This window comes from Empedobacter brevis (genome assembly GCF_965118635.1).
GTDB classification, from domain to species: Bacteria; Bacteroidota; Bacteroidia; order Flavobacteriales; family Weeksellaceae; genus Empedobacter; species Empedobacter brevis_A.
Window position 1 is genome coordinate 232789 of the sequence record NZ_CBCPHV010000004.1, and the last position, 25966, is coordinate 258754.

Here is a 25966-nt window from a genome sequence, read left to right on the forward strand (position 1 = left end):
AAATTATTATCTTTTTAAATGTAAAAATTCAATTTCATTTTTACCATCTTCATCAAGATCCTCATCGTAATCAGATTTTAAAATCAATTCGTTTTTCGTTAGTTTTACGATTTCTGCTTCATGAATTTCATCATTTCCCCAATCGATAATAAGAGTTTTATTTGTAACCTTATATGTAACATTATCAATATTATCTTCAACAACACATTTACCACTGTTATCAGCGGAATAAGTTATTAAAGAATATTTATTATCTTTTGAAAATGTCAATGTGTTTTTTTCTTCACATGCATCTATTTCTTCGTCCTCTATGTGATTATCTTTAGAGAATTGAGTTTGGTATTTAACAAAACTCCAAGTTCCTACTATACTTTCATTGTCTATAGAGGAATTGTCGTCATTGTTACAGCTAACTAATAGACCAAAAGCAAAAATGCTTGGTAAAATACACTTTTTCATAAATTTAGATTTTTTTCGATGGCAAAAGAAAAAAAACAATAATATATATACAATAAAAAAGTAGATATTTTATAAAGAATTTCATCCTTCATCTAAATGTATGATTGTAGCAATGTTGTATGTTATAATTTTTTTTAGACAAAAAAAAAGGTTCAGACTTTCTGAACCTTAAAATTATTATCTTTTAAAATGGGTAATTATAGTTTCATTTTTACCATCTCCATCATAATCCCTGTAGCCTTCATTTGACATAATTAGATCTGTTGCTGTTAATTCCTCTATATGAAGTTCTATAACATACATAGTATCTTCTATTTCAAAATTGACAAATAATTTGTCTCCTTCAACTTTATATGTATATTCTTCTGTGAGCGACATACATTCACCTCTATGATAATAATGTTGCAAGGTTTTGTATTTATTATCTTCTGTGAATGTGTATTTATTAAGAACTGTACATTGAGGGTTAGGATCGAAGTCATCCTCGATTTTACCATCATTAGAATATTTTATTTTACTACTCTCATAACCCCATGTTCCTATAATTTTTTTTGCATTAATGTTAGGGTCGACAATAATTGGGTCGATAGAAGAGTTGTCATCATTATTACAACTAAATAATAGAGTGAAAGTAAAAATGCTTGGTAAGATTAATTTTTTCATTCAATGTTAATTTTAATTTTGTGTTATAGAAAATTAAAACTAACAAAAGATATAGTCGGTTATTAAACGATTATTTTATAAAAATTTTCTTACTTCATCTAAATGTGTAATTGTAGGAACGTCATCCATTGAAAAATTATCATCTAAACGATCAAAAAAGATCGCTGACATTCCAAACGATTTTGCGCCAACAGCATCGGCAATCCAATCGTCACCAATATAAATTGATTCTTCTTTTTTAGCACCAGATTTTTCCATTGCTAAAGAGAAAATACGAGGATCTGGTTTCAATATTTTGATTTCGTCCGCATAAGTTACAGTATCAAAATATCCGTTTAATTCAGATGTTTCTATTTTTCGTTTAGAAACCTCGATAAAACCATTTGTTATAATATGCAATTTGTATTTTGGTTTCAAATAATCCAATAATTCCATTGCGCCATCCACTACTTCGTTATAATTTGTAATGGTTTCCATGTATTCATCTTCAAATGTATCAGCTAAAGCATTATTATCGATTCCTAAATTATCAAAAGCATCTTTGAAACGACGTGCTCGTAATTCTTCTTTTGTAATTTTTTTATCACGAATTAAAGCCCAAAGCCCTTCATTACTATCGTGATAAAATGGGTGAAATTCTTCGAAGGTGAAACCATAACGATTTTCAACATCGTATTTTATATAAAGTTCTTCTAAAGCGAATTTTGCATTTTTTCTGAAATCCCAAAGTGTGTTATCCAGGTCGAAAAAAACGTGTTTTATTGTGTTCATAACTGCAAAGCTAAGGAATTTATGTAGATTTGCTAATGAAGAAAATCTCAATTGAAAACGAAATTAGAAAAATTTAAAACAAAGAATGCTCGAGGCGTTTTGTCCTTGTTAGCAGGTAATACAATTGCGCAGGCGATCATGTTTGCTGGAGGAATTATTTTGGCTAGAATATACGGACCTGAAGCATCAGGAACTTATAATGCGTTTCTAAGTTTTGTGGCGATTCTTTCTATTTTAGCAACATTTCGCTTAGAAAATATTTTTGTGATTTCGAAATCATCTAAAGCTATTCGAAATTTATTTACAACATTATTATTAATCAGTAGCGTTTCTGCAATTTTATTCTTTTTAGGATATGCAGTTTTTCAAGAAATATTTTCATTTAAAACTTCCATTTTTGTTGTTTTCTTAAGTTGTATTGCGGGTTTGTTTACAGCTTGGAATAATGTTCAGAATTCGTTATTTTCTAAGTACAAACTATTCAAAAGTATTTCAACAGGATTTGTAATTAATGCTCTGTTTTCAGTTTTTTTTCAATTTATTTTTTATTGGATGGGCTACAAAGAAACAGGTTTGATTTATGGAACAATTTTCGGAACAGTTTTGTCTTGTGCTTACTATTTTTCGATTACAAAAGGAAGGTTTACTTCAATTGATTTTGGATTGGCAAAAAAAACAATTCTTAACAATAAAGAAATTATAAAATATACTTTACCATCTGAATCCTTAAATTCGATTGCAAACAACTTGCTTCCCATAATGATTACAATTTATTTCATGAAAGAAGACGTTGCTTTTGTTGGGAATTCTGCTAAGGTGTTGGTTGTTCCATTAACATTGCTTTCCAATTCGATGTCGAAAGTCTTTTTTCAGAAATCTGCTGGTATGATCGATCATCGAGCGCATCAATTATATGATTTATCTAAAAAAGTTGTGCTTTATAATGTTGCTGCAATTGCTGTATTTTTGTTATTGATGAATTTTATTGGAATTTTTATTCTTGAATGGATGCTTGGACCAGAATGGCGCGGTTTACATATCATGACATGGATACTTTCTTTTTGGATTTTATGCCGTTCTGCGATGAATCCTATTCAACAAATTGTTGTTGTTATTAAAAAGAATCATTATGCTTTATACTTCAATATTTATTTGGTTTTTATGACTTGTATTACTTGTGTAATAGGAGGATTAAATAAAAATATACTTTTAACGTTATCACTATATTCTTTCTTTGCAGGAATTGGTTATTTAGTTCAACTTTATTTCGTGATGAAAGAGTTGAAACGTTATAAAAACTGATGTGAAAAATTCGAGAAAACATATTTTAGCTTTAGCTTCTTGGTTTCCAAGTAGAATTTTTTTAGATAATGGAGATTTTATTCAGCGTCATTTACGTGCAATTTCAATGTTAAATGATGTGACAGTTGTACATGCAATAAAAGATAAAAATTTAAAATCTAATTTTGAAATAGATGATTCTATTAATCAAAATCTAAGAGAAATTATCGTTTATTTTAAACCTTCTATTTTTCGTCCTTTTAACTTAATCAAACAATTTCAAGCTTTTCTTAAAGGAGTTTCTTTGGTTAATAATTTTGATATTATTCACCTAAATGTTGTTTATCCCGCAGGATTAGTAGCATTTTTTCTAAAAAAAAAATATAAAAAACCAATTGTTTTAACTGAACATTGGTCGGGTTTACAATCAGAAAATTTCAAAAAATTAGCATTTTATAAACAACAACTAATTCGATATATTTTACGAAATGTAGATATAATAACGCCTGTTTCAATTTATTTAAAGAATGAAATAAAAAAGCTTGTTTTACATAAAGAATTTATAATTATTCCGAATGTAATCGATTTAGAATTGTTTGAAGTTTTAAAAGTTGAAAGAGAATCAAAGGTGAAATTTTTGCATTTATCCAATTTAGATGATCGAGTAAAGAATATTTCAGGAATGCTGAATGTGATCCTAAAATTAAGTCAAGCGGGATATTCCTTCGAGTTTCATTTTGGCGGAAATGGTGATGCTTCATTAATTTCTAAATTTACCGAGGAACATCAATTAGAAAATATAATAAAAACATTTGGAAGATTGGAGCATTCTGAAGTTTGTGAAAAAATGAATGAAATGAACTGTTTTGTTTTATTTAGTTATTATGAAAATCAACCTTGTGTTCAAATAGAAGCTTTTGCTTCCGGAATTCCTGTTATAGCAAAAGATGTTGGAGGAATTTCAGAGTTTTTGCCAGAAGGTTTTGGAATTTTAGTGAATGATGAAACTCAACTTTATCTTGCAATGGAAGAAGTAATTAATGGAAAAAAATTTAAATCAGCTTTTGAATTAAATGAATATGCAAAGCAACATTTCTCAACAATAGAAATTGCAAAAATGTTTAATAACATTTATTTGAAATTATAGTATGAAAGGATTTCAATTAAAAATTAATAGAGATAATATAACATATAAAGTTCGTTTCGAACAATCGTCTTTTGATAATTATTTTGTGGATTGCAATGAAATTGTGATTTGTTTGGAAGGCGTTTTATTGAATCATACTAAATTGATTGAACGTTATAATTTGTCCGAAAATTATCTTCATCAATTATATAAAGATTTTGAGAAAGATTTTGTTAAATATCTTGAAGGAGAATTTGTAGGTTTTGTGTATGATAAGCATAAAAAGCAACTTTTAGCATTTACAAATTTTACAGCGACAAGAAAGTTACTCTATTATAAAGATGCGAATAATATTATAATTGATACAAGTTTAATTGAGTTGACAAATTGTTTAAAACAAGAGAACAAGAATTATTCTTTGGATGAAATCGCGATGTATCAATTATTAGTTTGCGAAAATACATTAGAAGATTATACGCCAATTAAGGAAGTTAAGAAGTTAAATGATGCTCAGATTTTAACAATTGATTTAAAGAATTTAGATTTAGATATTACATCTTATTATTCACCTTTTCCAAGGTTTAAAGGTTCTAAAATAGAAGCATTAAAAGAAATTGATCGATTATTTACGCAAGCAGTTTGTTTAGAATTTGATAAGGATAAAGAGTTGAATAAAGAAACTTTTGCTTTATTAAGCGGCGGTTTAGATTCGAGAATGACTTTAATGGTTGCCTTAAAAAATGGTTATAAAATTGACGAAGCATTTTGTTTTTCTCAAAAAAACTATTGGGATGAAATAATAGCAAAACAGATTGCAAAAGATTATAATATTCCTTTTCATTTTATAGCACTTAATGGAGGTGAATATATTACTGAAATAGACGAAATATTCAATGTTTCTAATGGATTTGTAGTTTATTCTGGTGCTTTGCATACAAATTTTGCATACAAATCGATTAACCGAAACCGATTTGGTTTGATTCATAGTGGACAATTAGGAGATGGAGTTTTTGGAATGTTTAACCGAAAAAGAAAGAAAACAATTCCGACAAAAGAAAAAATTGTTGTTCATGATCGATTATTTCATCGAATGGAAAAAGAATTCAATCATATTATTTCTCAATATGATAATGAAGAGCATTTTTTAACACGAAATGTTGGATATAATAGAACTGTTTTAGGTTCTTATATGGCAGAAGAATTTTCGTATCAAACTTCTCCTTTTATGAATTCAGATTTTTTGAAATTTGTTCATAGTTTGCCGGAAGAATGGAAATATAATCAGGAATTGTATATCGAATGGATAAATCAATATCATCCGGAAACGACAAAATATATTTGGGAAAGAACTTTACTGAAACCAACATCCAAAAAGAATACAGTTTTAGGAGATAAAATTGTAAAACGTTCATTTAATATCTTGATAAATAGAATTTTCAAAAAACAGAATTTTGGAAAAATGACGGCTTATGATTATTACTATAAACAAGATAAACGACATCAAGAAAAGATGAATGATTATTTTGAAAATACAATTTCATTCATCACATCAGAAACGTTGAAAAATGATCTTATTTCTCTTTATAAAACTGGAAATTTTATCGAAAAAACAACTGTATTAACCGTTTTATCTATTGCTAGACATTATTTGTAATGCGAAATTTAGTATTGTTCCTTAAAGAATTCTTTCAAAACAAAGGATTGTTAGTTTTTCTTTCCATTTTAATAGAGAAAGTGGTTGGTTTATGCAATACAATTTTTGTCGTTCGTATGATTTCGGAAAAAGATTATGGTGAAATTACTTTAATAGCTTCTCTTTTTGGTGTTTTTATCACATTAAATGGTTTCGGAGCTGTACAAGGTTTGCTTCGTTATGGAGCATTGGAGAAAGAGAAAAATAATAAAATTCAGCTCTCAAATTATATTTTCAAAGAAGGTTTAAAAAGACATTTTTTACTTATTATTTCTTTCTTTATAATGGGATGTTTTTATGAGTTTAAATATTTCAATATTTGGATTATTGTTCTGTTTTTTAGCATTCGTATGTTGGGATATTACTTGTATGTATTTTTATTAAACTATTATCGTATTCATAATTCGAATGATAAATTTGCTAAAATTTCTATCTTCATCAATCTTGTCGGATTATTCTTAGCATTCTCGCTTACTTATTATTTGGGGAAATATGGTTATTTAATTGGTTTATGCATAACTCCTTGGATTGCACTTTTGTTTTATAAAAAAGAAATATTCTCAACATCAACTTTCAAACTAAAAGATTTTAATAAAAAAGACTTTTGGAAATATTCGATGAATTCGTCATTAACTTATTTTTTATCTGAGTTTCTTTTTATGATTGATATAGTTTTGATCGGATTGTTATTAAATGAAAAAGCTGTAGCGAATTATAAAGTTGCGATTATTTTGCCAATGAATCTTATGTTTATTCCATTAATTTTTATGCAAACAGATTATTCAAAAATAGTTTCCAATTCTAGAAATATTCAGTATTTAAAATTTTATATCAGAAATTATTATAAACTATTTGTGCCAATTAGTATTCTAATTTTATTAATAGGTTTTTTTACAAAAGATTGGATTTTACCTTTTGTTTTCGGAAAAGATTATAACGAAAATGGTTGGATATTCTTTGTAATCTTACTAGCAATTGTATTTAATATGTGTTTCAGAAATTTGTACGGAAATTTATTATCAGCTGTAGGTTTAGCCAATAAGAATCTAAAAGTTGCCATTTTTTCTATAATAATGATGTTGATTTTAGGTTATGTATTAACTAATTTTTTAGGAATTTTAGGATCAGCAATCGCTTTAGCAATTACATTTATAACAATGGGATTTTATTCAGCCTTTATTTTTAGCCGATATTTACATCAATTAGAAAATAATATATAGCTTATAAGTAATTTAGATTAGAATAAGATGTATAATTTTTTACACAAGCTCCAAATCCATTATAAAATTGAGAAATAGAAGGAATTGAAGAGCCTTCAAAATCAAAAATTAAATCTTTGCCTTTTAGTTCTTGAAGAATAGTATGAAGAATTCCGGTTGGAACTTTTCTGTTTCTACCATTTTTCGAAGTTGCAGAATCTAAATAAAAAACACGATTTTTTGATTTTACAAAACAGATAAATCCTAAAACATCTTCATCATCTACATATCGAACATCTAAACAATTATGGTTTGCTAACATTGTAAGCAACTTTTCGTAATATTGAGTATTTACATAATGATTTTTGTGTTCAGATTTATATTTCAATAAAGATTTTATTTTAAAATTTTCTTTAATTGTCAATCCTTGTTTTGCAAATTGATTCACATTTCGTTTCACCATTTTGCTATAACAATCTTGAGAAAAGTGCTTTAAATCGACTATTTGATTGATTTTTAATTTTCCTTTCGGTTGATATATTTCAGTATTTTCTTCGTTAAAAGTATAAGCTCTTACTAAATTTTGATGTAATTTTTTTTCAAAAAGTTTAAAAGTTTCTTTTGTAAAATTCTCTCCATGAAAAACGCCTAATTGTTGACAATAAATAGGCTGAGTGATAAATTTTATACCAATTTTTTTTACAAAAGGTAAAGGCATTACAGCTTCATAATCGTTCAAAACATAGCAATCCCAATTATTTCCAACTAAAGCATCCAAATAAAAAACTTCTGCATAAATGCGATAGTTTACAGATTTATTTAAACATGCGCTGTATTTATCTGTATCTAATTTTTTTCTAGAAATTCGTTTAATCATTCAAAAATACTTTCATATACTTTTCGCCAATCTTTCCAATCGCCATTTAAGTTTGATTGGTGGAACAATGTTATAAACGTTCCGTTTACTTCTTTAATTGTTTGTTTCAATCGTTTTATTTCTTCGATTGATTGTTGAGGAGAAAGGTTTAAGTAATTTTTTAATGTAACATCCATTGCAACAAAAGGAAAAATTGTTAACAATGTTTGTTGATTAATAGTTAAATCAAACCAATTGAATGGAGTAGAAGTACCTGCTCTAAAACCCAATTGATGCGAAAATCCCATTGTATAATCTTCCAAAATCCCATTTATTAACAATTGTTGATAAGTGTTCGGAAAGTTCAATTTTATAAAATGTTGACGAGATTTTTTTACAGGTTTATTTATAATTTTTTCTAATCGATTTAGTTCAGTTGGTAATTTATTTCCTTCATAATTTGATTGATAAGAAGGATGAATTCCAATTTCTGCCCAAGTAGAAATTTCTCGAATCAACTTTTTTTGTTCGTTATTTTTCCAATGATGATTTTTATCGAATGTAGAATAATCGCCCAATAACCAAAAGAAAATTGTTTCAATTTGATGTTTTTCAGCTAAATCTTTCAAATAATCAAATGTATCATACGGATCTTTTTCTTGATGATTTAAAATTTTAATTTGATTTAGAAATTCTTTAAAATCAGCTTTTAGAAGTTTTTTTAGAAGCGAACCATATTTTATTTTTGGAGAATGATAAAGATATTTCCAAGCATAATCAACATCGTGAGTATTTATTTGTTTGTAAATTCTTTTTTTTAATGAAATATCAGGAAATTTAGTTTTTATTTTTTCTTGAATTTCTAAACATATTTTATCTACAATAGGAATGGAATAATCTAAATCTGAACCTAAAAAACGGTTGTGTTTATCGAATTGATGAGGTTTTGCAATATATTCTTCGTAGCGCGAAAGCCAATAGAAACATTTTCCAATTTCGGTTAATGTAGAATAATTTATATTTTTTTGAATGTTAGTTTCCAATAATAGTTCATCAACCTTAAAATTGATTTCATTTTCTAAAAGTTGATTAGAAAAATTGATTTTTGGTGAATTTGTTTGAATAAATTCATTGAAATCTGTTGTTATTTTGTAGTTAATTCCAGAAAAATTAATGAAAATGAAATCGAAAATATAATTGATTCGATTTGTTATTTTTTCTGTAAATATGATGATTTCTGAATTCAAAATTAATCTGCAATAAAACTTAAAGATATTAAATTAGACCTTCATCAGCAAAAGAATAAAAATCTTTTTGAGAAACGATAAGATGATCCAAAAGTTGAATATCAAGTAACAAAGCAGCTTCTTTTATTTTTTGTGTGATAGATTTATCGGATTGGCTCGGAACTAAATTTCCAGAAGGATGATTGTGAGAAAGAATCATTGCAGTTGCCATTAATTCTAAAGCTCTTTTGAAAATTACACGAACATCTACGGCAGTTTGCGTAATTCCTCCGCGAGAAATTTGTTCTGTTTTGATAATTCGATTTCCTTGATTCAGGAACATTACCCAAAATTCTTCGTTTGGTAAATCGCCAATTTGTTGTTGAAGTATTGTTGCGGCATCTCTACTCGAAGTGATTTTATCTCGTTCTAAAACTTCTTGTGAATTTCGTCTTCTTCCTATTTCTAGTGCTGTGATTATTGAAATTGCTTTGGCTTCTCCAATTCCTTTGAATTTGCATAAATCTTCAATTGTATATTTAGCCAATTCGTTCCAATTATTATTTGCTGAAATTAAAACTCGCTTTGCTAATTCGACAGCAGATTCTTCACGATTTCCACTTCCCATAATAATTGCTAACAATTCGGCATCAGACAAGGAAGATCGTCCTTTTAAAGCTAATTTTTCACGTGGACGATCGTCTTCATTCCAATTTTTTATTGAATTTTTATTTTCTAAATAATCCATTCGATATCTATAAGAAATTGATATTGCGTTTTATATGCTGAATTAAAGATAATAAAAAAAGCTCGAACAAATTTGTTCGAGCTTGATATTTAATGAAATAGATTATTATTTATTGACTTTTGCCCAAGTATCTTTAAGCGTAACTGTTCTGTTAAAAATTAATTTTTCGGTAGAAGAATCACGATCCAAAGCAAAATATCCAATACGTTGAAATTGGAATTTATCTTCTGTTTTAGCTTCTTTCAAAGCAGGTTCAGCAAATCCTTGTTTTACAGTTAAAGAATTTGGATTGACAAATTGTAAAAAATCAACATCTTTCTCTGCATCTGGCGATTCAACAGTAAATAAACGATCGTATTCACGTACTTCGACAGGGATATTTTCTGTTGCAGAAACCCAATGCAATGTACCTTTTACTTTACGTTTAGAAGCTTCTGTACCACTTCCAGATTTAGTTTCCGGATCGTAAGTTGCATATATTGTTGTAATATTCCCTTCAGCATCTTTTTCTACTCTTTCTGCTTTGATGAAATATGCACCTTTCAAACGAACTTCATTTCCTAATGATAAGCGGAAGAATTTTTTAGGTGCTTCTTCCATAAAATCTTCACGTTCGATATAAATTTCACGAGTAAAAGGAACGATACGATTTCCAGCTGTTTCATCTTCTGGATTATTCTCAATTTCTAATTCTTCTACTTGTCCTTCTGGGTAATTTTCGATGATAACTTTTACTGGATCAATTACGGCAAAAACACGTGGAGCGATTTTATTCAAATGGTCACGAACAGAAAATTCTAATAATGAAATGTCTAATACATTATCACGTTTTGCAATTCCGGCAGTATTCCAAAAATTCTTGATAGCTTCTGGTGTATAACCACGACGACGTAATCCTGAGATTGTAGGCATACGCGGATCATCCCAACCAGTTACAACACCTTCTTGAACCAATTTCATCAACTTACGTTTACTTGTAATCATGTACGAAACATTACCACGTGCAAATTCGCGTTGTTTTGGTTTTTGAGGTTGATTTGGTAACTCAACATTGTTTGCGTACCATTCATATAAATCGCGGTGATTTTTGAATTCTAGCGAACATAATGAGTGAGAAATTCCTTCGATATAATCAGATTCTCCGTGTGTCCAATCGTACATTGGGTACATTTTCCATGTATCTCCAGTGCGATGATGAGGACGTTTCAAAATACGATACATAACAGGATCTCGCATGTTCATATTAGGAGAAACCATATCAATTTTTGCACGTAAAACATGTGTTCCTTCTTCAAATTCTCCAGCTTTCATTTTTTCGAAAAGTTCTAAATTCTCTTCAACAGAACGATTTCTGAAAGGAGATTCGATTCCTGGTTCAAAAGGAGTTTTACGTTGTTCATTAATTACTTCTGAAGATTGATCGTCGATATACGCTTTTCCTTCTTTAATTAATTGAACAGCCCAATCGTAAAGCTGCTGGAAATAATCAGAAGCATAGCGTTCTTCTGCCCACTCAAATCCTAACCATTTTACATCTTCGCGAATAGAATCTACGAATTCTTGTTCTTCTTTGTCAGGATTAGTGTCATCAAAACGTAAGTTTACAGGCGCATTGTAACGCTGTCCTAAACCGAAGTTTAAGCAGATTGCTTTTGCATGCCCGATATGCAAATAACCATTTGGTTCTGGTGGGAAACGAAAACGTAAATTTTCTTTTGGCATCCCGTTGGCTAAATCATCTTCAATGATTTGCTCAATAAAATTCAATGATTTTTTTTCTTCTTCCATTTTTTAATTACGATTGAGTTTGCAAAGGTACGAAATTGACAATAAAAAAGTTGTTGAAAATTTCTGATTTTCTAAAGCAAATATGAAACGTAAAAAAGGAAAAGGATTTGTTTGTGTATTTATCCTAAATAAATTTCTAATAATCCGTCAGGAATTTGGATAAGCATAGCTTTTTCTTCGCGATTAACTTCAAGAATCCATTCGTCAATCATTGGAATTAAGATTTCTTTTCCATTCGCATCAACTTCGAAATAAGCTTGTGCAGCAGAATCGTTAACAGATTTTATAGTTCCGACTTCTGTATTTGTTTGGTCATAAATTGTGAAACCAACAATTTCGTGGTAATAAAAATCTGTTCCAGAAAGTTCTGGTAATGATTTTAGAGGTAAATAAAGTTCGCGATTGATTAATTTGTCGACATCTTCGTCTTCAACATCTTCAAACTTTACTAATAATTTTGTGCCTTGATAAGGCTGAGAAGTTTCGAAAAAAAATGGAACCAGTGCACCATCTTGCTCGATGAACACTGCTTCCAAAGTATCGTATAATTCTGGTTCGTCTGTATCCAAGTGAATGATTAAATTACCTTTGAAACCATGTCTCTTTGTAACTTTACCTAAATAGTAGCAATCATTTTTTGTCATTTGGAACGTCTCTGAACTTAAAAATTATTCTTCTGTAGCAACTTCTTCAGTTGTACCTTCTGCTTCTTCAGCAGGAGTTTCTTCAACTTGTGCAGCAGCTTCAGCTTCCTGAGCAGCTTTTACACGAGCTTCATTAACAGCTTTTTCAGCTTCTAATGCAGCAGCTTTAGCAGCAGCAGCACCTGAAGTTAAACCGTCTTTTTTAGCTTGAACTTTTTCACCTTTAGCTTCTAACCAAGCTTCAAAACGTTTTTCAGCTTCTTCTTGAGAAAATGCTCCTTTAGCAACACCACCTAATAAGTGTTTTTTCATGAAAGCACCTTTGTAAGATAATAAAGCTTTAGCAGTATTAGTTGGCTCAGCACCTGTTTGTAACCATTTTACAGCAGAATCAACATTTAATTCTACAGTTGCAGGGTTAGTAATTGGGTTGTAAGTACCTAATTTTTCGATGAAACGACCATCACGTTTTGCTCTTGAGTCAGCAACTACGATGTGAAAGAATGGTTTTCCTTTACGACCATGTCTTTGTAATCTAATTCTTGTAGCCATAGTATAACTAATTATTTGGGGAACTCGTCCCGTTTTACAAATTTGAGGTGCAAATATAGTGATTTTATTTAAAAAAATTACTAGATTAGAGAATCATTATAAATTACTAATATGAAAAGTCTATTATTATTAACAGCTTTAATTATTTTTTCTGGAATATTTTATCAATGTGTAAATAAAAGATCTAATTCAGTTAAAGTGTCTAAAATAGAAGATTCTATGTCTAAACAGAATCAAGAATTGAAAGATAAATTTAACAAAGAGCAGAAAGAATTAGAAAGAAAATATGATAGTTTAATGTCGACTAAAGATTCTACTAAAAATAAAAAGGAAGATGTTTCTCAAATAATAGAGGATAATATTTATCAAAATAAAACAAATAATAACTAAATTTAATAATTAACACTAAAATGTAATTTGGCATGAAAAAAAATTTACTTTCATTCTCGGTTTTAATCTTACTAACTAATTTTGCGAATGCTCAAAGCAATGATGAGCTTAAAGAAAAGTTTTCTATTGAAAATAAAAAAAATGTTGAGTTTTTTAATAGATTACAATCTAAACAATCAAAGAATAATTCAATTCAAAATCATCAAAAAGATGTTAATACAATTGCAGTTGCATCTGAAGAGTTTATTTTTTTTAATAAATTAACAGACAATAGGGCTAATATAGCTTCCAATGTAGAATCATTACAAAATGCGCAAATTGGAGGTTTTTCGATTAATGGAGAAGACATGGAACTTACGATTTTTGATGGAGGTAAAGTTTATGATGCTCATCAAGAGTTTGTTGATAAGTCTAAAGCAGGATCTAATAGAATAATTGATTTAGAGAACGGGGCGCAAGGAATTAGTAGTCACTCAACTGCTGTTTCAGGTTTCATAGCAGCAGAAGGTATTGCAACTATTGGAGTTACTAGTCAAGATGGTCAAGAGAAAATTTATGAGAATGCAGCTAAGGGAGTTTTACCAAAAGCTACAGTAAGTAGTGCAGGATTCGCAACTGTGAAAGGGAAAAATATTTATACGAAAATTTTAGAGTTTTCTAAAAATATTAGTAATCACTCTTATGGTTCAAATGTTGGTTGGAGTTTAATTGAGGATAAAACACATCCAATAGGTTATGGATTACAATATAATACAGACTCATCTAAATTTGAATCTGCTGATGAATCGATGTTTGGAGCATATTATGCAAATGATTATAATTATGATATAATTGTTAATGCTAATCCTAAATTTACAATTGTAAAGTCAGCTGGAAATTCGTATGGAGATGGTCCTTCTGCTTATAAATCTTACAACTTTAATAAATATAAATCTGATGATACATTGTATACAGATGATGATATTTTACCTAATGATAATTGCTCTTCTGGGGCAAATTGTATTAGTTTAGGTTCGTTAGCCAAAAATATTATTGTTGTTGGTTCAGTTGATGTTTCAGAGGCATCTGATTATAAATTTACTGATAATAAACAAATTGTACATTCTTCTTACAGTAGCGCTGGTCCAAGAAAAGATGGTGCTATAAAACCAGATATTGTTGCTGTAGGTACTGATGTTATTGCTCCATCTTATAATGAAGCAACAATTAGCACAAAGCCTAATCCGTATACAATAGGAAGTGGAACTTCTTATTCTGCTCCAAAAGTTACAGGAGTAGTAGGAGCCCTTACTCAGTTAAAAAGACTGATGTCTGGTGATAAAAACTTTTATTTTTATGCAGATGAAATTAAAGTATTATTACTTCATACGACACAAGAAGCAGGAGATTTTGAAGGGCCAGATAATAAATTTGGTTGGGGATTAATGGATGCGAAAAAAGCAGCAGAAACTCTTGTCTCAATTCAAAATGAAGAAGCATTATTTGAACGTAATGATAAAAAAACAGGAGAGAATTACGAAAGAACTTTTAAAGCAAAAGCTGGTGAAGATTTAAAAGTTACGATTTCTTGGATTGATCCAGCAATTGAGAATTTTAAAAATACAATCAAAGAGCTATCTAATGACAAAACATCTAAATTAGTTAATGATTTAGATTTGAGAGTTATAGATATGAAAACGAATGAAGTGTTTTTCCCATGGAAATTAGATCTTAGCAATCCAACAGGAGCTGCTGTAAAAGGGGATAACTTAGTAGATAATATTGAACAAATAATAATAAAATCACCTGCAACTGATAGAGAATATAAAGTTGTAATTACGAATAAAGGAAATTTAATTGATAGCTCTAAAAAAGAAGCTTTACAACCATATACATTACTTGTAACAGGAGTAACAAAAGGCTTTCTTGGTACAGATGAGTTAACTGTAGATAAAGCTATTTCAGTTTATCCAACATTAGCGAAAGACGTAGTAAATATTAAAACAACTGAAAAAATAATTTCTGCGACTGTTTTCGATATGTCAGGTAAACAAGTAGCATCAACTGATAAAAAACAAATCAATGTTTCTAATTTACCAGTGGGAGTATATGTGATTAATATTAAAACAGATAAACAAACAATTTCTAAGAAAATTGTGAAACAATAAATAGTATTTTTTTTATTATGATAGAAACTTCAATAACATTGTTATTGAAGTTTTTTATTTTAGCAAGAAATAAAAACTAATCAATAATGAACAAACAAGATATCCTAGCGCAAACACAAGCTTACATCAAGAAAATTTTTTTAGATGAAGGAACAGGGCACGATTATTTTCATATAGAACGTGTTGTAACAAATGCAAAAAAAATTTTAGAAACAGAAGAAGCAGATCCTTTTTTGGTAGAATTAGCTGCTTGGACACACGATATTGGTGATTATAAATTGCATAACGGAGTTGATAAATCAGAAGAATTAATCAGAGCGTTTTTAGAATCTATAAATGTTGAAGAAGAAACAATTCAAAAAGTATTAGAGATTGTTTCACAAGTTTCATTCAGCAAAGGAAATAAACCAACAACAATAGAAGCCGAAATTGTACAAGATGCAGATCGTTTAGATGCAATTGGTGCTGTTGGTATTGCGCGTTGTTTTGCATATGGTGGTAGTGTTGGTACTATTTTATATAACCCATACGATAATTCTAAAGATGCATCGAGTTTGCAACACTTTTATGATAAATTATTTAAGTTGAAAGATTTGATGAACACAACAACCGCAAAAAATATGGCATTAAATCGACATGAATATATGGAGAAATTTGTTGAAGAATTTTATCAAGAAGTGAAATAATTACAGAAAATCCTAACTTACTATCCAACTCTAATCCCATATCAATAAATATTGATTATGAATAAATTATTTACATTTTTAGCACTTGTTTTTTTATGTTCTTGTAGTTCTTTTCAAAAATACAATGCGCATATAGAAAAAGAAATACCTGTAAATAAACTAAAAAAAGATGTAGATTTTGTTTATAAAAAACTAAAAAGATATCATCCAAAGTTAGATTTATACTTAAGTCAAGATTCGATTGATTATAAATTTGATAGCTTAAAAAATGCAATAACAAAACCATTAAAACCAAATGAATTTTATGTAAATTTTTTTCCGATTTTCGAAAGTTTAAAACATGGACATACGGATATTTATCCACTTTATAAACGATTAGATAAGAAGCAAATAAAGAAATATAAAAATTCAAAATCAGCGTTTAATGATTATAGTTTCTTTTGGAGAAATGATTCGGTCTTTTTAGTTAATGATCTTAGTAAAAAAAATCGAATTAATTCAGGATCAGCTTTGTTTTATATAGATAGTGTTTCAACTAAATATTTGTACGATAAATATAAAAAAAGTGTTTATGGAGATGGGTATAATACTACTTTTTCGGATAATGTTTTCAATCGTACGTTTCTGAATTTTATGACTTTGGAAGAAGGCATTAAAGATTCTGTTGAACTTACTTTTAAAATGGGAAATTCAATCATCCGAAAAAAAACATTTCGTACCTATCCAAAAACTAAAAGTGAAAAGGTTGCAGAAACGCCAAAAATTACAAAAGAGCAGAAAGAAGTTGAGCGAAAAGTAAGGATAAAACAAAAGAAATACGGTTATTCTAAAAGTTCCAAAACTTATTCCAAAGATTTGACTTTTCCTACGAACGATAGTACGATTGCGGTGTTAAAAGTAACCGATTTTAGAAAAGGGAAAATACGAGAACTGTATAAAGAAGTGTTTACAGATATTAAAAATCATAAAGTAGAAAATTTGGTTCTCGATCTTCGTAATAATGGTGGAGGTTATATAAAAGATGCGCATTATTTGTATGCTTATTTGGTTGATGATTCCAAATCGTTTTTAGGTAAAAAAATTGTTGCGAATAAAACTTCTTTTGGAAAATCTTTGTACAATCTTTTTCCTGTTGTTTCTTATCCATTTCTTTGGTTAGGATCTGGTTATTCGTATTTTTCGACAACAAAAAATATAGATAACGAATATGAGTTACATATGCCATTTTCTTTTGTGAAAATAGATAAAGATTTAGTTTATAAAAAGAATTTATATGTAATAATCAATGGAGGATCTTATTCTGCCTCATCTTTAATTTCTGCAAATCTGCAGGCAAAAAAACGTGCTTTTTTTGTTGGTGAAGAAACTGGAGGAGATTATAATGGAACAGTTGCTGGCTTGATGCCAAAGTTTACTTTGCCTCATTCCAAATTGAAAATGTCTGTTGGTACAGTTTATCTTTCTCCAATTGAAAAGCGTGATGAACTTGGACATGGTGTTTATCCAGATAAAGAAATCAAACCAACTTTAGTGAATAAAATAAAACGATTTGATGTTGAGTTGAATTGGATTTTGAATGATATAAAAAATGGAAATAAATCGCTTAATAAACAATTTCAGTTGGTTGAATAATCTGATTTATTCCTAGAATTATAAAACAAAAACGATTGTAAAAATTTCTTTTACAATCGTTTTTTTGATTTTAATATTTAGAAAATTTATATCTGACAGAAGATTTTATTTTTCTTCAAAAACAACACCTTCATAACAAGCGTTATAAATAGCTTTCAATTCTTCTAATGTAGGTTTGCGAGGATTGAAACCTGTACAAGGATCTGCTAATGCATTAGCTGTAATGTAATCGATGTTTTTGTCCCAGTCTTCTTTTGTAATACCAAACTCTTTGATAGAACTAATGTTATTTACTTCAGCACGCAATGTTTCTACAGCTTGCGCTAAATCTTCAGCAGTTTCTTTACCAATGATTTTAGCTAAATCAGGAAAACGTTTTGATACTTTTGCATTATAACGAATTACATTTGGTAAAAATATAGCATTTGAAGCTCCGTGTGGAATACCATATAAAGCACCAACTTGATGTGATAAAGAGTGAACAATACCTAACCATGCATTATTGAATGCTAATCCTGCCATAAAAGAAGCATCGTGCATATTTTGACGAGCAACAATATTGTTTGGATTTTTAACAGCTTCTGGTAAATTGTTAAATACAATTTCTAAACCGCCTTTAGATAGAACATCTGCATAATTATTATCAATGTTTGATACGTATGCTTCTACACAGTGAGTTAAAGCATCAAGACCTGTATTAGAAGTTACATTGGCTGGCATAGAAGCACATATTTCACCGTCTACGATAGCAATATCTGGAGTTAATTCGTATGATACGATTGGATATTTAACACCTTTTTCTTTATCTGTTATTACAGCTAATCCTGTTGTTTCTGTACCAGTACCACTTGTAGAAGGGATAGCTATAAATTTAGCTTTATTACGTAATGTTGGAACAGTGAATGGAGTTGTGATAGCTTCAAAATCTGTTTCGGGATGTTCATAGAATACCCACATCATTTTTGCAGCATCTATGGCAGAACAACCACCTAAACCAATAATCCAATCAGGTTCAAAAGAACGCATGATTTCAGCTCCTTTAAAACTTGTTTCTGAAGATGGATCTTCTTCTACTCCGTCAAATACAGTAGTTTCTAATCCTGCTTCTTGTAAATAAGCAACTGCTTTATCTAATGTTCCACTTGCGCGCATAGATCTACCACCAGTTACGACAATAGCTTTTTTACCTTTAATGTTTTTTAATTCCTCTAGACTTCCTGGTCCGTGAAATAATTCGTTTGCAATGAATAATTTGCCCATTTTTAATTTCTTTTTTTATTGGGACAAAATTAGTCAGTGAACTAGCCTTGCATGCTATACATTTACGACTAATGATTATACATTTGCGCTAACTATTTCTAAACTTCAATTGAAGTTGTTTTATAGATTCTATTCAGAAAGTTTTCGTTTAATTTTTTTGTAGTTTTTTGAACGAATTATTTTTCCTTTATCTGTTATCAAAAGCGCGGCATAATCCTTTTGTTGATTGATAATTTCTAAACCTTTTTCTTTTCCTAAAACCATTATAGATGTACTAAAACCATTGCACATTTCAGCATCAGGTCCAATAACTGTAACTCCTGTCATACCTGTAGATGGATAGCCGGTTTTAGGATTTATAATGTGCGAATAACGAACATTATCTATTAGAATAAATTTTTCGTAATCACCAGAAGTTGTAACAGCAGCATTTTTCAGCGTTAAAATATCGACCATCTTATGACGATTGAAAGGATTTGTAATCCCAATTTTCCAAGCTTCTCCATTTGGTTGATTTCCCCAAGTTGTCATATCGCCAGAAGCATCAATTATACCAGCTTTTATTCCATGATTTTGCATAAAAGTTCTTGCTTTTTGAGCTGCATATCCTTTTCCTGTGGAACCAAAACCTATTTTCATTCCAACTTTTTTTAAGAAAATTGTTGAATTTTTTTCATCTAAAATAATATTTTGATAACCGATTTTTTCAATAGCTTTTGAAATTTCTTCTTGAGTTGGAATTTTTTCCATCGAACCATCAAATCGCCATATTTTTTCCATTGCTCCAAAACTAATGTCAAAAGCACCATTTGTTAATTCAGAAAAATAAATTGCGCGTTTGGTTAGATCAAAAACTTCTTGGTCGACTTTTATTGGTTTTATTCCTGCATTTTGATTGACAAGTGAAACTTGTGAAGTTGGTTTCCAATCAGAAATTAAATTCTCGATTCTAATCATTTCATCAATTGCTTTATTGATGCTTTTTTCAACAGAAATAGAATCTGTATCAACTAATGTGATTTTGAATTTACTTCCCATTAGAATTGTATCTCTAACTCCAACCATTTGAGCATTCGTCGGAGTTAGAGTATACAATAATATAAAAGTGAATATATTTCTTAAAATAGATTTTTTCATTTTAATAAAAAATGATTAGTAACAATCTGTCAAAAATTGTCCGTTTGTTTTAAATTCTTCAAAAGATTTATTCAAATGTTCTTGACAAATTTGTTCTAAAACTTTTTCAACATCATGTTGCATTGCAAGTGCACCACAAATCATAAGAATTCCACCATTTCGTAAAGTTTCGACAAAGAATTTTGCATCACGATTTATTAAATCCATTACATATTGTTTATTTTCCTCACGAGAGAAAGCAATATGAAATTGATTTAGTTGATTGGTAGAAATATGTTTTTTTGTAAATTCATGATGAGAGTTTGTTGTTTCGTTTTGATTTCTAAAACCGCAATATAAATGCGTTTCAATTTTTTTCGAATTCTCATTAATCATTCCTAAGAAAGGCGCAATTCCAGTTCCATTTGCAATCATTACAACTTTCGAAGCTTTTGGAAATCTAAATGCTTTATTCTTTACAATTCGCGCTTTAATTGTTGAATTTTCAACTAAATTATATAAATATTGAGAACCTAATCCAAACTCGTGCAATTTTACAATTAGTTGTAATTTATTATCAACTTTTCCAACTGAATATAAACGTTCTTTGTGATCGCTTTCGGGATAAATAGCTAATAAATCTCCAGATTTAAATTTCTCTTTTACATCTAAAACAACTTTAAACGTTGCATCATCTTCTGTGATTTTAGTTGTTGAAATAACTTTGAAATTTTTCAATTTTGGTGCTTTTCCAACATACATGGCTGGCGTTGTTGCTAAAGGAATATCAGTTGTTTCTTTATAAGCAATTACCCAATTTGTAAATTCTTCTGGCGATTTATCATTTACAGTTTTCAAATCTAATAATCGAGTTGACCATTCTTGTTCATTCAGCCATTTGTCAACTTTTACAGCATAACCACAATAATCTGTATAAGCTTTTGATCCAAATCCTACAACCGAAAATTCGATAGTTTGTTGTTGTGGAAATTGTTTCAATAATTGTTCAAATTTCTTTGCATTAGCAGGAGCATCTCCAATTCCGTACGTTGAAGTGAATATGATAATTTGCTTTGCTTTTGGAAAAACCTCGTATTTATTCATCTGCGTGATGTACGATTTTTTTCGATTTGCTAAAAATTGTTCTTGAATTTTTGAAGCAAATCCAACTGTTGATCCATTTTCTGATCCTACTAAAAGGATAATTTCAGCTTCGTTGGCTTTGTATTTATTCTTGGTAAATTTTGTTTTTGTACGCTTGAATGTGATTACAAAACCAGACCAAATAAAGAATAAAATATTAAGTGAAGCAATTCCTAAAATAGCTGCCCAAATTGCATTGGTGCGTCCTGTATGTAAATCGATATTGAATTTTTCTACAATTGCAGAATAAGGATTTAGTGATTCGGAAATAATAGCTCCATTTACTTGATTTACTGAAACTGATTTTTTTCTTAAATGAACAATAAATGGTTCGGCTTCATCATCTGGGATAAAAGGAAATTCGATTTTCTCAACACTACTTAATTTTGTGTTTTTGAAGAATTCAATGTCTTTTAAATCTTTTGGTTGTAAATTTTCTTTGGCTTGATATTCTATTTCTTTTGGTTGACCAACTAAAGGTTCTAATCGTGCTAAGAAAATTAATGTTCCCGTTAATGCGATGATTATAACAGGAATTAATAACCAACGTCCAGTAACGACGTGAAAATATTGGGAAAAGGAATCTTTGTTAACTTTTGTAAAAAAGTTGAGAATTCCTTGTTGGCGTTTCACAATTAAAATTAATCCACTAATAGAGATTAATAATAAGAAGAAAGATACAAGGCCAATAATTATTCGTCCAGTTTCTTTTAAGAATAAGGAACGATGTAAAGCTGTAGTCCAATTGATAAAGTCGCTTTTTGGGACAATTTCACCAATCTTTTTTCCTGTTGTAGGATCGATATAAGATTTGATAGAATTTCCATCTTCATCCATTGCGTCAATTGTCACAAAATCATTGTGATCAACTCCAACTTCTATTATTTCAAAATAATTCTCGCGCAAAGTTGGTAAAACTTGCGCGAGCGTTATGTTATCGAAATTTTCTACTTTGTATGCGGGCGATTTTTCGTTAATTGCATCAACAGCTAAAATTACTCCAGTTATAGATAGGATAATTAGAAATGTTGAAGATAAAATTGCAAGACTCAAATGCGCATATCTCCAAATAGATAATGTCATTTTTACTAAACTTTTATAAAACGTACAGTTTTAATATAAACAGAACCTTTGATACCTGCTTTGTTATCTAAATCCGCAGAATTTAATGGAATTTCGGCATCTTTAGCTACATATTTTTGAGTTTCAACTGCTGATTCGAAACGTAGTTTGTATCCTTTGTTTAATTTCGCTGTATCAAACTCGATGATTCGTGTAGCTCTTGCTCCTCCAGCAACTGAAGCTCCTGTAATTCCGTTTAATTTTTCTTTCTTTTTGCTATTGAATTTGTGCCATTCTTTTAGCGTATTGTACCATTCGCTGTCTGGACCTAAAATTCCTAAAGTCTTTTCGTATTGTCCTTTTGGATTGATTAATGAAATTACTAAATAGGCTTCTTTTCCTGTGTAATTATTCATTTGAATCATTGTTTTGTATTTTGTTGTTTGAGCAAAAGTGGCTGTTGCCATTAAGATAACAACTAATCCAACTAATTTTTTGATTAAATTAAATTTCATCTTCTCGTGTATTATTTTAAAAAGTCAATAGATACATTATTTTTCTTTAGAAACTGGTTGTCTTCAGCTAAATCATAAGCTGTTTCATCAAACTCTGTTTTAATATCTTTTTTAGCTCCAGCAGCAACTAAAGTTTTTAGGATTGCATCATCTTTTGCAATTAAAGCTGCTTTGTGTAAAGCTGTGTTTCCATCTTCATCTATAGCATTAATATTTACACCTAATTCAATTGCTTTTTTTACTAAATTAAGATTTCCTTTATCAACTGCTATATGTAATAATGTTGCGCCTTTGCTTTGTCTTGCTTTAAAATCAACTTTTGCATTTGTTAATAAAGCTTGTTTTTCTGCGAAAGCATTATCGTTTGGTCTGAATGAATTGAACCAATAATATGCTAAATTATTTCCTTCTTTGTCTACAATATTAGCTTTTGCACCTTTTTCTAATAATAAAGCTACAATTTCTGGTGATCCTGAAGCGACAGCTCTTGTTAAGGCAGATTCACCATTTTTATTTACAGTATTTATGTTATTAACTTTGGCTAATAATGTTTGAATTAATTCTACATTTTTTCCGCCAGAAGCTATTATTAATGCTGTATTTCCTTCTTTATCTACAACTTTTGGATCAACTCCTTTTGATAAGATAAAGTTTATTGTTTCTAAGTTTCCTCTACGAGCTAAAGTATGTAATAACGTTTGTCCGTTTGGATTTAAAGCTTTTGGATTTAATTTGTATTTAGAAATTAATTCTTGAAAAACTTCTACACCATTTTCTTTTGATCTAGAACCTTGTGTTGCAAAAAACAAAGCTTGATCTGTAGGTTTTACTCCTTTTGCAATTAGTTTATCGATGATAGATAAGTTTCCTAATTTTGCAGCATAATCTGCTACAGTTCTACCATTAGCATCTTTTTCATTTAAAGATAAACCTTTTGAAATAAAATATTCTGCAACTTTTAAATCATTATCATTTGCAATTGATAACATAATTAAGTTAGAACCATCTTCTCCTTTTACTTTAGGATTTGCTCCAGCTTTAATTAATGCATCATAAACTGCTATATTTTGATTTCCTGCACTTGCTGCATATGTAATTACATCATCGCCATGGCTATCTTTATAATTAACATCTGAACCTTTGGCAAGTAAATAATTTACTAATTCTAAATTTCCTACTGAAGCAGCCCATTGAAGATAAATTCTTGAATGATGAGTTTTTTTATCAACTGAATTTCCTTCTTGTTCGATTAAAAATTTAATAACATCAGTATCGGCATTATTTAAAGTAGCAATCACAACAGGATCAAAGAAACCACCGTTTTGAAAAGATGGACTATTTCCTTTAGAAATTTCAACTTTTACAGTTTCTATTGTAGGATTATTTTTCCAGAAAGCACCATCCATTAACGTATTGGTTTGTGCTTGAATAAATGAAGCAACAAGGATAGCAACAGAAATGAATATTTTTTTCATATTAGAATATTATACAATTATTATTTAGATTAATTTTAATTTAGTTTCAAAAGTATTATTTTAATTTATATTAATTCTAATTAAATTGATTAATTTTAGCTAATTCTGTTAAACATCATTTTTTTATATGGATGATTAATTGAACTCTTTTTTTGAGTTTATAAATCTTCTATTATTCTTCGCGCCTTGGATTGTTTTCTCTTGATTTGAGTATGTTTTCAACATCTTCTAATTGGAATCCTTTTGTTTTTAATAAAATTAAATAATGATACATTAAATCTGCGGCTTCGTTTAGAAACAAATCATCATTATTATCTTTGGCTTCTATCACTAATTCTACAGCTTCTTCACCAACTTTTTGAGCAACTTTATTGATTCCTCTTTTGTATAATTTATTGGTATAAGAATCAGGATCATTATCCAAATCAATTCTGTCGTTAATTGTTTGTTCTAATTCATATATAAAACCACGATTTGAAATTTCTTGAAAACAAGTGATAGAACCTGTATGACAAGTTGGTCCAAATGGTTTAACTTTAATCAAAATTGAATCTTGATCACAATCAATAGAAATAGATTTTACTTCTAAAAAGTTTCCAGATTCTTCGCCTTTTGTCCATAATCTATTTTTAGAGCGAGAGAAGAAAGTTACTTTACCAATTTCTTGTGTTTTATAAAATGCTTCTTCGTTCATATATCCTAACATTAGGACTTGATTGTTGAGGTAATTTTGAATAATAACTGGAACTAATCCATCATTATTTTTGTTAAAATCGATGTTCATCGTATAGGAATGTTTTGTTCTTTTAAATAATTTTTGAGTGATGGAATTTGAATTTCTCCAAAGTGAAAAATACTTGCAGCCAATCCGCCACTTGCTTTTGTTTGTGTAAAAACTTGGTTGAAATGTTCTTTTGTTCCTGCTCCGCCCGAAGCTATTACAGGAATATTTACTGCATCTGCTACAGTTTTTGTAATGTCTATTCTAAATCCGGCTTTTGTTCCATCACCATCCATAGATGTTAATAGGATTTCTCCAGCTCCTAATTCTTCAACTTTTTTTACCCAATTTAAGGTTTTCCAATCGGTTTCTATTTTTCCTCCACTCACAAAAACTTTTTGTGTTCCATTTATATCACGTGTATCTATAGCAACTACGACACATTGCGAGCCAAAACGAGCAGCTAAATCAGCGATTAATTGTGGGTTTTTAACAGCAGAAGAATTTACAGCGATTTTATCAGCTCCAGCTTGAATTACTGCTGAAGCATCTTCCACTGAATTGATTCCGCCACCTACTGTAAATGGAATATTAATCGCAGAAGCAATTTTTTCCACCATTTTAGTCAAAGTTTTGCGTTTTTCAATTGTAGCAGTAATATCTAAAAAGACCAATTCGTCAGCACCTTCTTCTACATATTTTTTTGCTAATTCAACTGGATCTCCGGCATCGCGTAAACCAATGAAATTAATACCTTTTACCGTTCTTCCATCCTTGATATCAAGACACGGAATGATTCTTTTCTTTAGCATT

General features: G+C 29.4%; 24 protein-coding genes. 8 read left to right on the forward strand and 16 right to left on the reverse strand.

Annotated elements, in window-relative coordinates:
• Nucleotides 1-6 precede the first annotated feature (6 nt).
• The 3 genes from ACMHJW_RS07485 to ACMHJW_RS07495 form a co-directional block, all read right to left on the reverse strand.
• Nucleotides 7-459 carry a lipocalin family protein gene (locus ACMHJW_RS07485; protein ID WP_413532785.1) on the reverse strand — a complete coding sequence of 151 codons (453 nt, stop codon included), beginning with the start codon at nucleotides 457-459 and terminating at the stop codon, nucleotides 7-9.
• Between the two features lie 177 nt (nucleotides 460-636).
• Nucleotides 637-1122 carry a lipocalin family protein gene (locus ACMHJW_RS07490; protein WP_413532786.1) on the reverse strand — a complete coding sequence of 162 codons (486 nt, stop codon included), beginning with the start codon at nucleotides 1120-1122 and terminating at the stop codon, nucleotides 637-639.
• Between the two features lie 75 nt (nucleotides 1123-1197).
• Nucleotides 1198-1893: a YjjG family noncanonical pyrimidine nucleotidase gene (locus tag ACMHJW_RS07495; protein WP_413532787.1), complete on the reverse strand. Its 696-nt coding sequence runs from the start codon at nucleotides 1891-1893 to the stop codon at nucleotides 1198-1200.
• 51 nt (nucleotides 1894-1944) lie between these two features.
• Between ACMHJW_RS07495 and ACMHJW_RS07500 the strand changes: the two genes are divergently transcribed.
• From ACMHJW_RS07500 to ACMHJW_RS07515, 4 genes are read left to right on the forward strand one after another with little or no spacing between them, the layout of a single operon-like run.
• Entirely contained in the window at nucleotides 1945-3195 is a 1251-nt protein-coding gene (locus ACMHJW_RS07500; protein ID WP_413532788.1) for a lipopolysaccharide biosynthesis protein, read from the forward strand.
• A gap of 1 nt (nucleotide 3196) precedes the next feature.
• Nucleotides 3197-4321, forward strand: coding sequence for a glycosyltransferase (locus ACMHJW_RS07505; RefSeq protein WP_413532789.1), 1125 nt, complete (start codon nucleotides 3197-3199; stop codon nucleotides 4319-4321).
• Nucleotide 4322: 1 nt separating this feature from the next.
• The gene (locus tag ACMHJW_RS07510; protein WP_413532790.1) at nucleotides 4323-5954 is read left to right on the forward strand and encodes an asparagine synthase-related protein; all 1632 of its coding nucleotides are present in this window, start codon (nucleotides 4323-4325) and stop codon (nucleotides 5952-5954) included.
• The gene (locus ACMHJW_RS07515) at nucleotides 5954-7213 is read left to right on the forward strand and encodes an oligosaccharide flippase family protein (protein WP_413532791.1); all 1260 of its coding nucleotides are present in this window, start codon (nucleotides 5954-5956) and stop codon (nucleotides 7211-7213) included. Before ACMHJW_RS07510 ends, ACMHJW_RS07515 begins: the two co-directional genes overlap by 1 nt.
• Before the next feature lies 1 nt (nucleotide 7214).
• On the opposite strand, the gene ACMHJW_RS07520 is transcribed toward ACMHJW_RS07515, so the two are convergent.
• From ACMHJW_RS07520 to ACMHJW_RS07545, 6 genes are all read right to left on the reverse strand, one after another.
• Entirely contained in the window at nucleotides 7215-8069 is an 855-nt protein-coding gene (locus ACMHJW_RS07520; RefSeq protein WP_413532792.1) for a hypothetical protein, read from the reverse strand.
• Nucleotides 8066-9295 carry a polysaccharide deacetylase family protein gene (locus ACMHJW_RS07525; RefSeq protein WP_413532793.1) on the reverse strand — a complete coding sequence of 410 codons (1230 nt, stop codon included), beginning with the start codon at nucleotides 9293-9295 and terminating at the stop codon, nucleotides 8066-8068. Before ACMHJW_RS07525 ends, ACMHJW_RS07520 begins: the two co-directional genes overlap by 4 nt.
• A gap of 28 nt (nucleotides 9296-9323) precedes the next feature.
• Nucleotides 9324-10022 (reverse strand): RadC family protein, encoded by a 699-nt coding sequence (gene radC, locus ACMHJW_RS07530; protein ID WP_413532794.1) that lies wholly within the window; start codon nucleotides 10020-10022, stop codon nucleotides 9324-9326.
• 105 nt (nucleotides 10023-10127) lie between these two features.
• Entirely contained in the window at nucleotides 10128-11810 is a 1683-nt protein-coding gene (locus ACMHJW_RS07535; RefSeq protein ID WP_413532795.1) for a glutamine--tRNA ligase/YqeY domain fusion protein, read from the reverse strand.
• Nucleotides 11811-11929: 119 nt separating this feature from the next.
• Complete coding sequence (rimM, locus tag ACMHJW_RS07540; protein WP_413532796.1) at nucleotides 11930-12454, reverse strand: ribosome maturation factor RimM; 525 nt, start codon at nucleotides 12452-12454, stop codon at nucleotides 11930-11932.
• Between the two features lie 24 nt (nucleotides 12455-12478).
• A complete protein-coding gene (locus ACMHJW_RS07545; RefSeq protein WP_413532797.1) occupies nucleotides 12479-13006 on the reverse strand; it encodes a 30S ribosomal protein S16 in 528 nt (175 codons plus the stop codon).
• 111 nt (nucleotides 13007-13117) lie between these two features.
• Between ACMHJW_RS07545 and ACMHJW_RS07550 the strand changes: the two genes are divergently transcribed.
• The 4 genes from ACMHJW_RS07550 to ACMHJW_RS07565 all read left to right on the forward strand — a co-directional run bounded on the left by ACMHJW_RS07550 (nucleotide 13118) and on the right by ACMHJW_RS07565 (nucleotide 17861).
• Nucleotides 13118-13396: a hypothetical protein gene (locus ACMHJW_RS07550; RefSeq protein ID WP_413532798.1), complete on the forward strand. Its 279-nt coding sequence runs from the start codon at nucleotides 13118-13120 to the stop codon at nucleotides 13394-13396.
• Between the two features lie 32 nt (nucleotides 13397-13428).
• Nucleotides 13429-15543: a S8 family peptidase gene (locus ACMHJW_RS07555; RefSeq protein ID WP_413532799.1), complete on the forward strand. Its 2115-nt coding sequence runs from the start codon at nucleotides 13429-13431 to the stop codon at nucleotides 15541-15543.
• 86 nt (nucleotides 15544-15629) lie between these two features.
• On the forward strand, nucleotides 15630-16229 hold the full coding sequence (locus ACMHJW_RS07560) for an HD domain-containing protein (RefSeq protein WP_413532800.1): 600 nt from the start codon (nucleotides 15630-15632) through the stop codon (nucleotides 16227-16229).
• A gap of 57 nt (nucleotides 16230-16286) precedes the next feature.
• Nucleotides 16287-17861, forward strand: a complete 1575-nt coding sequence (locus tag ACMHJW_RS07565; protein WP_413532801.1) for a S41 family peptidase — start codon at nucleotides 16287-16289, stop codon at nucleotides 17859-17861.
• Nucleotides 17862-17966: 105 nt separating this feature from the next.
• On the opposite strand, the gene ACMHJW_RS07570 is transcribed toward ACMHJW_RS07565, so the two are convergent.
• The 7 genes from ACMHJW_RS07570 to hisF form a co-directional block, all read right to left on the reverse strand.
• Complete coding sequence (locus tag ACMHJW_RS07570) at nucleotides 17967-19121, reverse strand: iron-containing alcohol dehydrogenase (protein ID WP_413532802.1); 1155 nt, start codon at nucleotides 19119-19121, stop codon at nucleotides 17967-17969.
• 129 nt (nucleotides 19122-19250) lie between these two features.
• Entirely contained in the window at nucleotides 19251-20258 is a 1008-nt protein-coding gene (locus ACMHJW_RS07575) for an FAD:protein FMN transferase (protein ID WP_413532803.1), read from the reverse strand.
• A 15-nt stretch (nucleotides 20259-20273) separates the two neighbouring features.
• Nucleotides 20274-22463 carry a PepSY domain-containing protein gene (locus tag ACMHJW_RS07580; RefSeq protein ID WP_413532804.1) on the reverse strand — a complete coding sequence of 730 codons (2190 nt, stop codon included), beginning with the start codon at nucleotides 22461-22463 and terminating at the stop codon, nucleotides 20274-20276.
• Between the two features lie 5 nt (nucleotides 22464-22468).
• Complete coding sequence (locus ACMHJW_RS07585) at nucleotides 22469-22957, reverse strand: DUF2271 domain-containing protein (protein WP_413532805.1); 489 nt, start codon at nucleotides 22955-22957, stop codon at nucleotides 22469-22471.
• 11 nt (nucleotides 22958-22968) lie between these two features.
• Complete coding sequence (locus tag ACMHJW_RS07590; protein ID WP_413532806.1) at nucleotides 22969-24432, reverse strand: ankyrin repeat domain-containing protein; 1464 nt, start codon at nucleotides 24430-24432, stop codon at nucleotides 22969-22971.
• A 172-nt stretch (nucleotides 24433-24604) separates the two neighbouring features.
• Nucleotides 24605-25216, reverse strand: coding sequence for a bifunctional phosphoribosyl-AMP cyclohydrolase/phosphoribosyl-ATP diphosphatase HisIE (gene hisIE, locus ACMHJW_RS07595; RefSeq protein WP_413532807.1), 612 nt, complete (start codon nucleotides 25214-25216; stop codon nucleotides 24605-24607).
• Entirely contained in the window at nucleotides 25213-25965 is a 753-nt protein-coding gene (gene hisF / locus ACMHJW_RS07600) for an imidazole glycerol phosphate synthase subunit HisF (protein WP_413532808.1), read from the reverse strand. Before hisF ends, hisIE begins: the two co-directional genes overlap by 4 nt.
• Nucleotide 25966 lies beyond the last annotated feature (1 nt).

Excerpts from the sequence above, each read along its gene's own strand:
- ACMHJW_RS07485 (WP_413532785.1), bottom strand. The coding sequence starts at position 459 with ATGAAAAAGTGTATTTTACCAAGCATTTTTGCTTTTGGTCTATTAGTT.
- ACMHJW_RS07490 (WP_413532786.1), bottom strand. The coding sequence starts at position 1,122 with ATGAAAAAATTAATCTTACCAAGCATTTTTACTTTCACTCTATTATTT.
- ACMHJW_RS07495 (WP_413532787.1), bottom strand. The coding sequence starts at position 1,893 with ATGAACACAATAAAACACGTTTTTTTCGACCTGGATAACACACTTTGG.
- ACMHJW_RS07510 (WP_413532790.1), top strand. The coding sequence starts at position 4,323 with ATGAAAGGATTTCAATTAAAAATTAATAGAGATAATATAACATATAAA.
- ACMHJW_RS07515 (WP_413532791.1), top strand. The coding sequence starts at position 5,954 with ATGCGAAATTTAGTATTGTTCCTTAAAGAATTCTTTCAAAACAAAGGA.
- ACMHJW_RS07520 (WP_413532792.1), bottom strand. The coding sequence starts at position 8,069 with ATGATTAAACGAATTTCTAGAAAAAAATTAGATACAGATAAATACAGC.
- radC (WP_413532794.1), bottom strand. The coding sequence starts at position 10,022 with ATGGATTATTTAGAAAATAAAAATTCAATAAAAAATTGGAATGAAGAC.
- ACMHJW_RS07535 (WP_413532795.1), bottom strand. The coding sequence starts at position 11,810 with ATGGAAGAAGAAAAAAAATCATTGAATTTTATTGAGCAAATCATTGAA.
- rimM (WP_413532796.1), bottom strand. The coding sequence starts at position 12,454 with ATGACAAAAAATGATTGCTACTATTTAGGTAAAGTTACAAAGAGACAT.
- ACMHJW_RS07545 (WP_413532797.1), bottom strand. The coding sequence starts at position 13,006 with ATGGCTACAAGAATTAGATTACAAAGACATGGTCGTAAAGGAAAACCA.
- ACMHJW_RS07550 (WP_413532798.1), top strand. The coding sequence starts at position 13,118 with ATGAAAAGTCTATTATTATTAACAGCTTTAATTATTTTTTCTGGAATA.
- ACMHJW_RS07555 (WP_413532799.1), top strand. The coding sequence starts at position 13,429 with ATGAAAAAAAATTTACTTTCATTCTCGGTTTTAATCTTACTAACTAAT.
- ACMHJW_RS07560 (WP_413532800.1), top strand. The coding sequence starts at position 15,630 with ATGAACAAACAAGATATCCTAGCGCAAACACAAGCTTACATCAAGAAA.
- ACMHJW_RS07565 (WP_413532801.1), top strand. The coding sequence starts at position 16,287 with ATGAATAAATTATTTACATTTTTAGCACTTGTTTTTTTATGTTCTTGT.
- ACMHJW_RS07570 (WP_413532802.1), bottom strand. The coding sequence starts at position 19,121 with ATGGGCAAATTATTCATTGCAAACGAATTATTTCACGGACCAGGAAGT.
- ACMHJW_RS07575 (WP_413532803.1), bottom strand. The coding sequence starts at position 20,258 with ATGAAAAAATCTATTTTAAGAAATATATTCACTTTTATATTATTGTAT.
- ACMHJW_RS07580 (WP_413532804.1), bottom strand. The coding sequence starts at position 22,463 with ATGACATTATCTATTTGGAGATATGCGCATTTGAGTCTTGCAATTTTA.
- ACMHJW_RS07585 (WP_413532805.1), bottom strand. The coding sequence starts at position 22,957 with ATGAAATTTAATTTAATCAAAAAATTAGTTGGATTAGTTGTTATCTTA.
- ACMHJW_RS07590 (WP_413532806.1), bottom strand. The coding sequence starts at position 24,432 with ATGAAAAAAATATTCATTTCTGTTGCTATCCTTGTTGCTTCATTTATT.
- hisIE (WP_413532807.1), bottom strand. The coding sequence starts at position 25,216 with ATGAACATCGATTTTAACAAAAATAATGATGGATTAGTTCCAGTTATT.
- hisF (WP_413532808.1), bottom strand. The coding sequence starts at position 25,965 with ATGCTAAAGAAAAGAATCATTCCGTGTCTTGATATCAAGGATGGAAGA.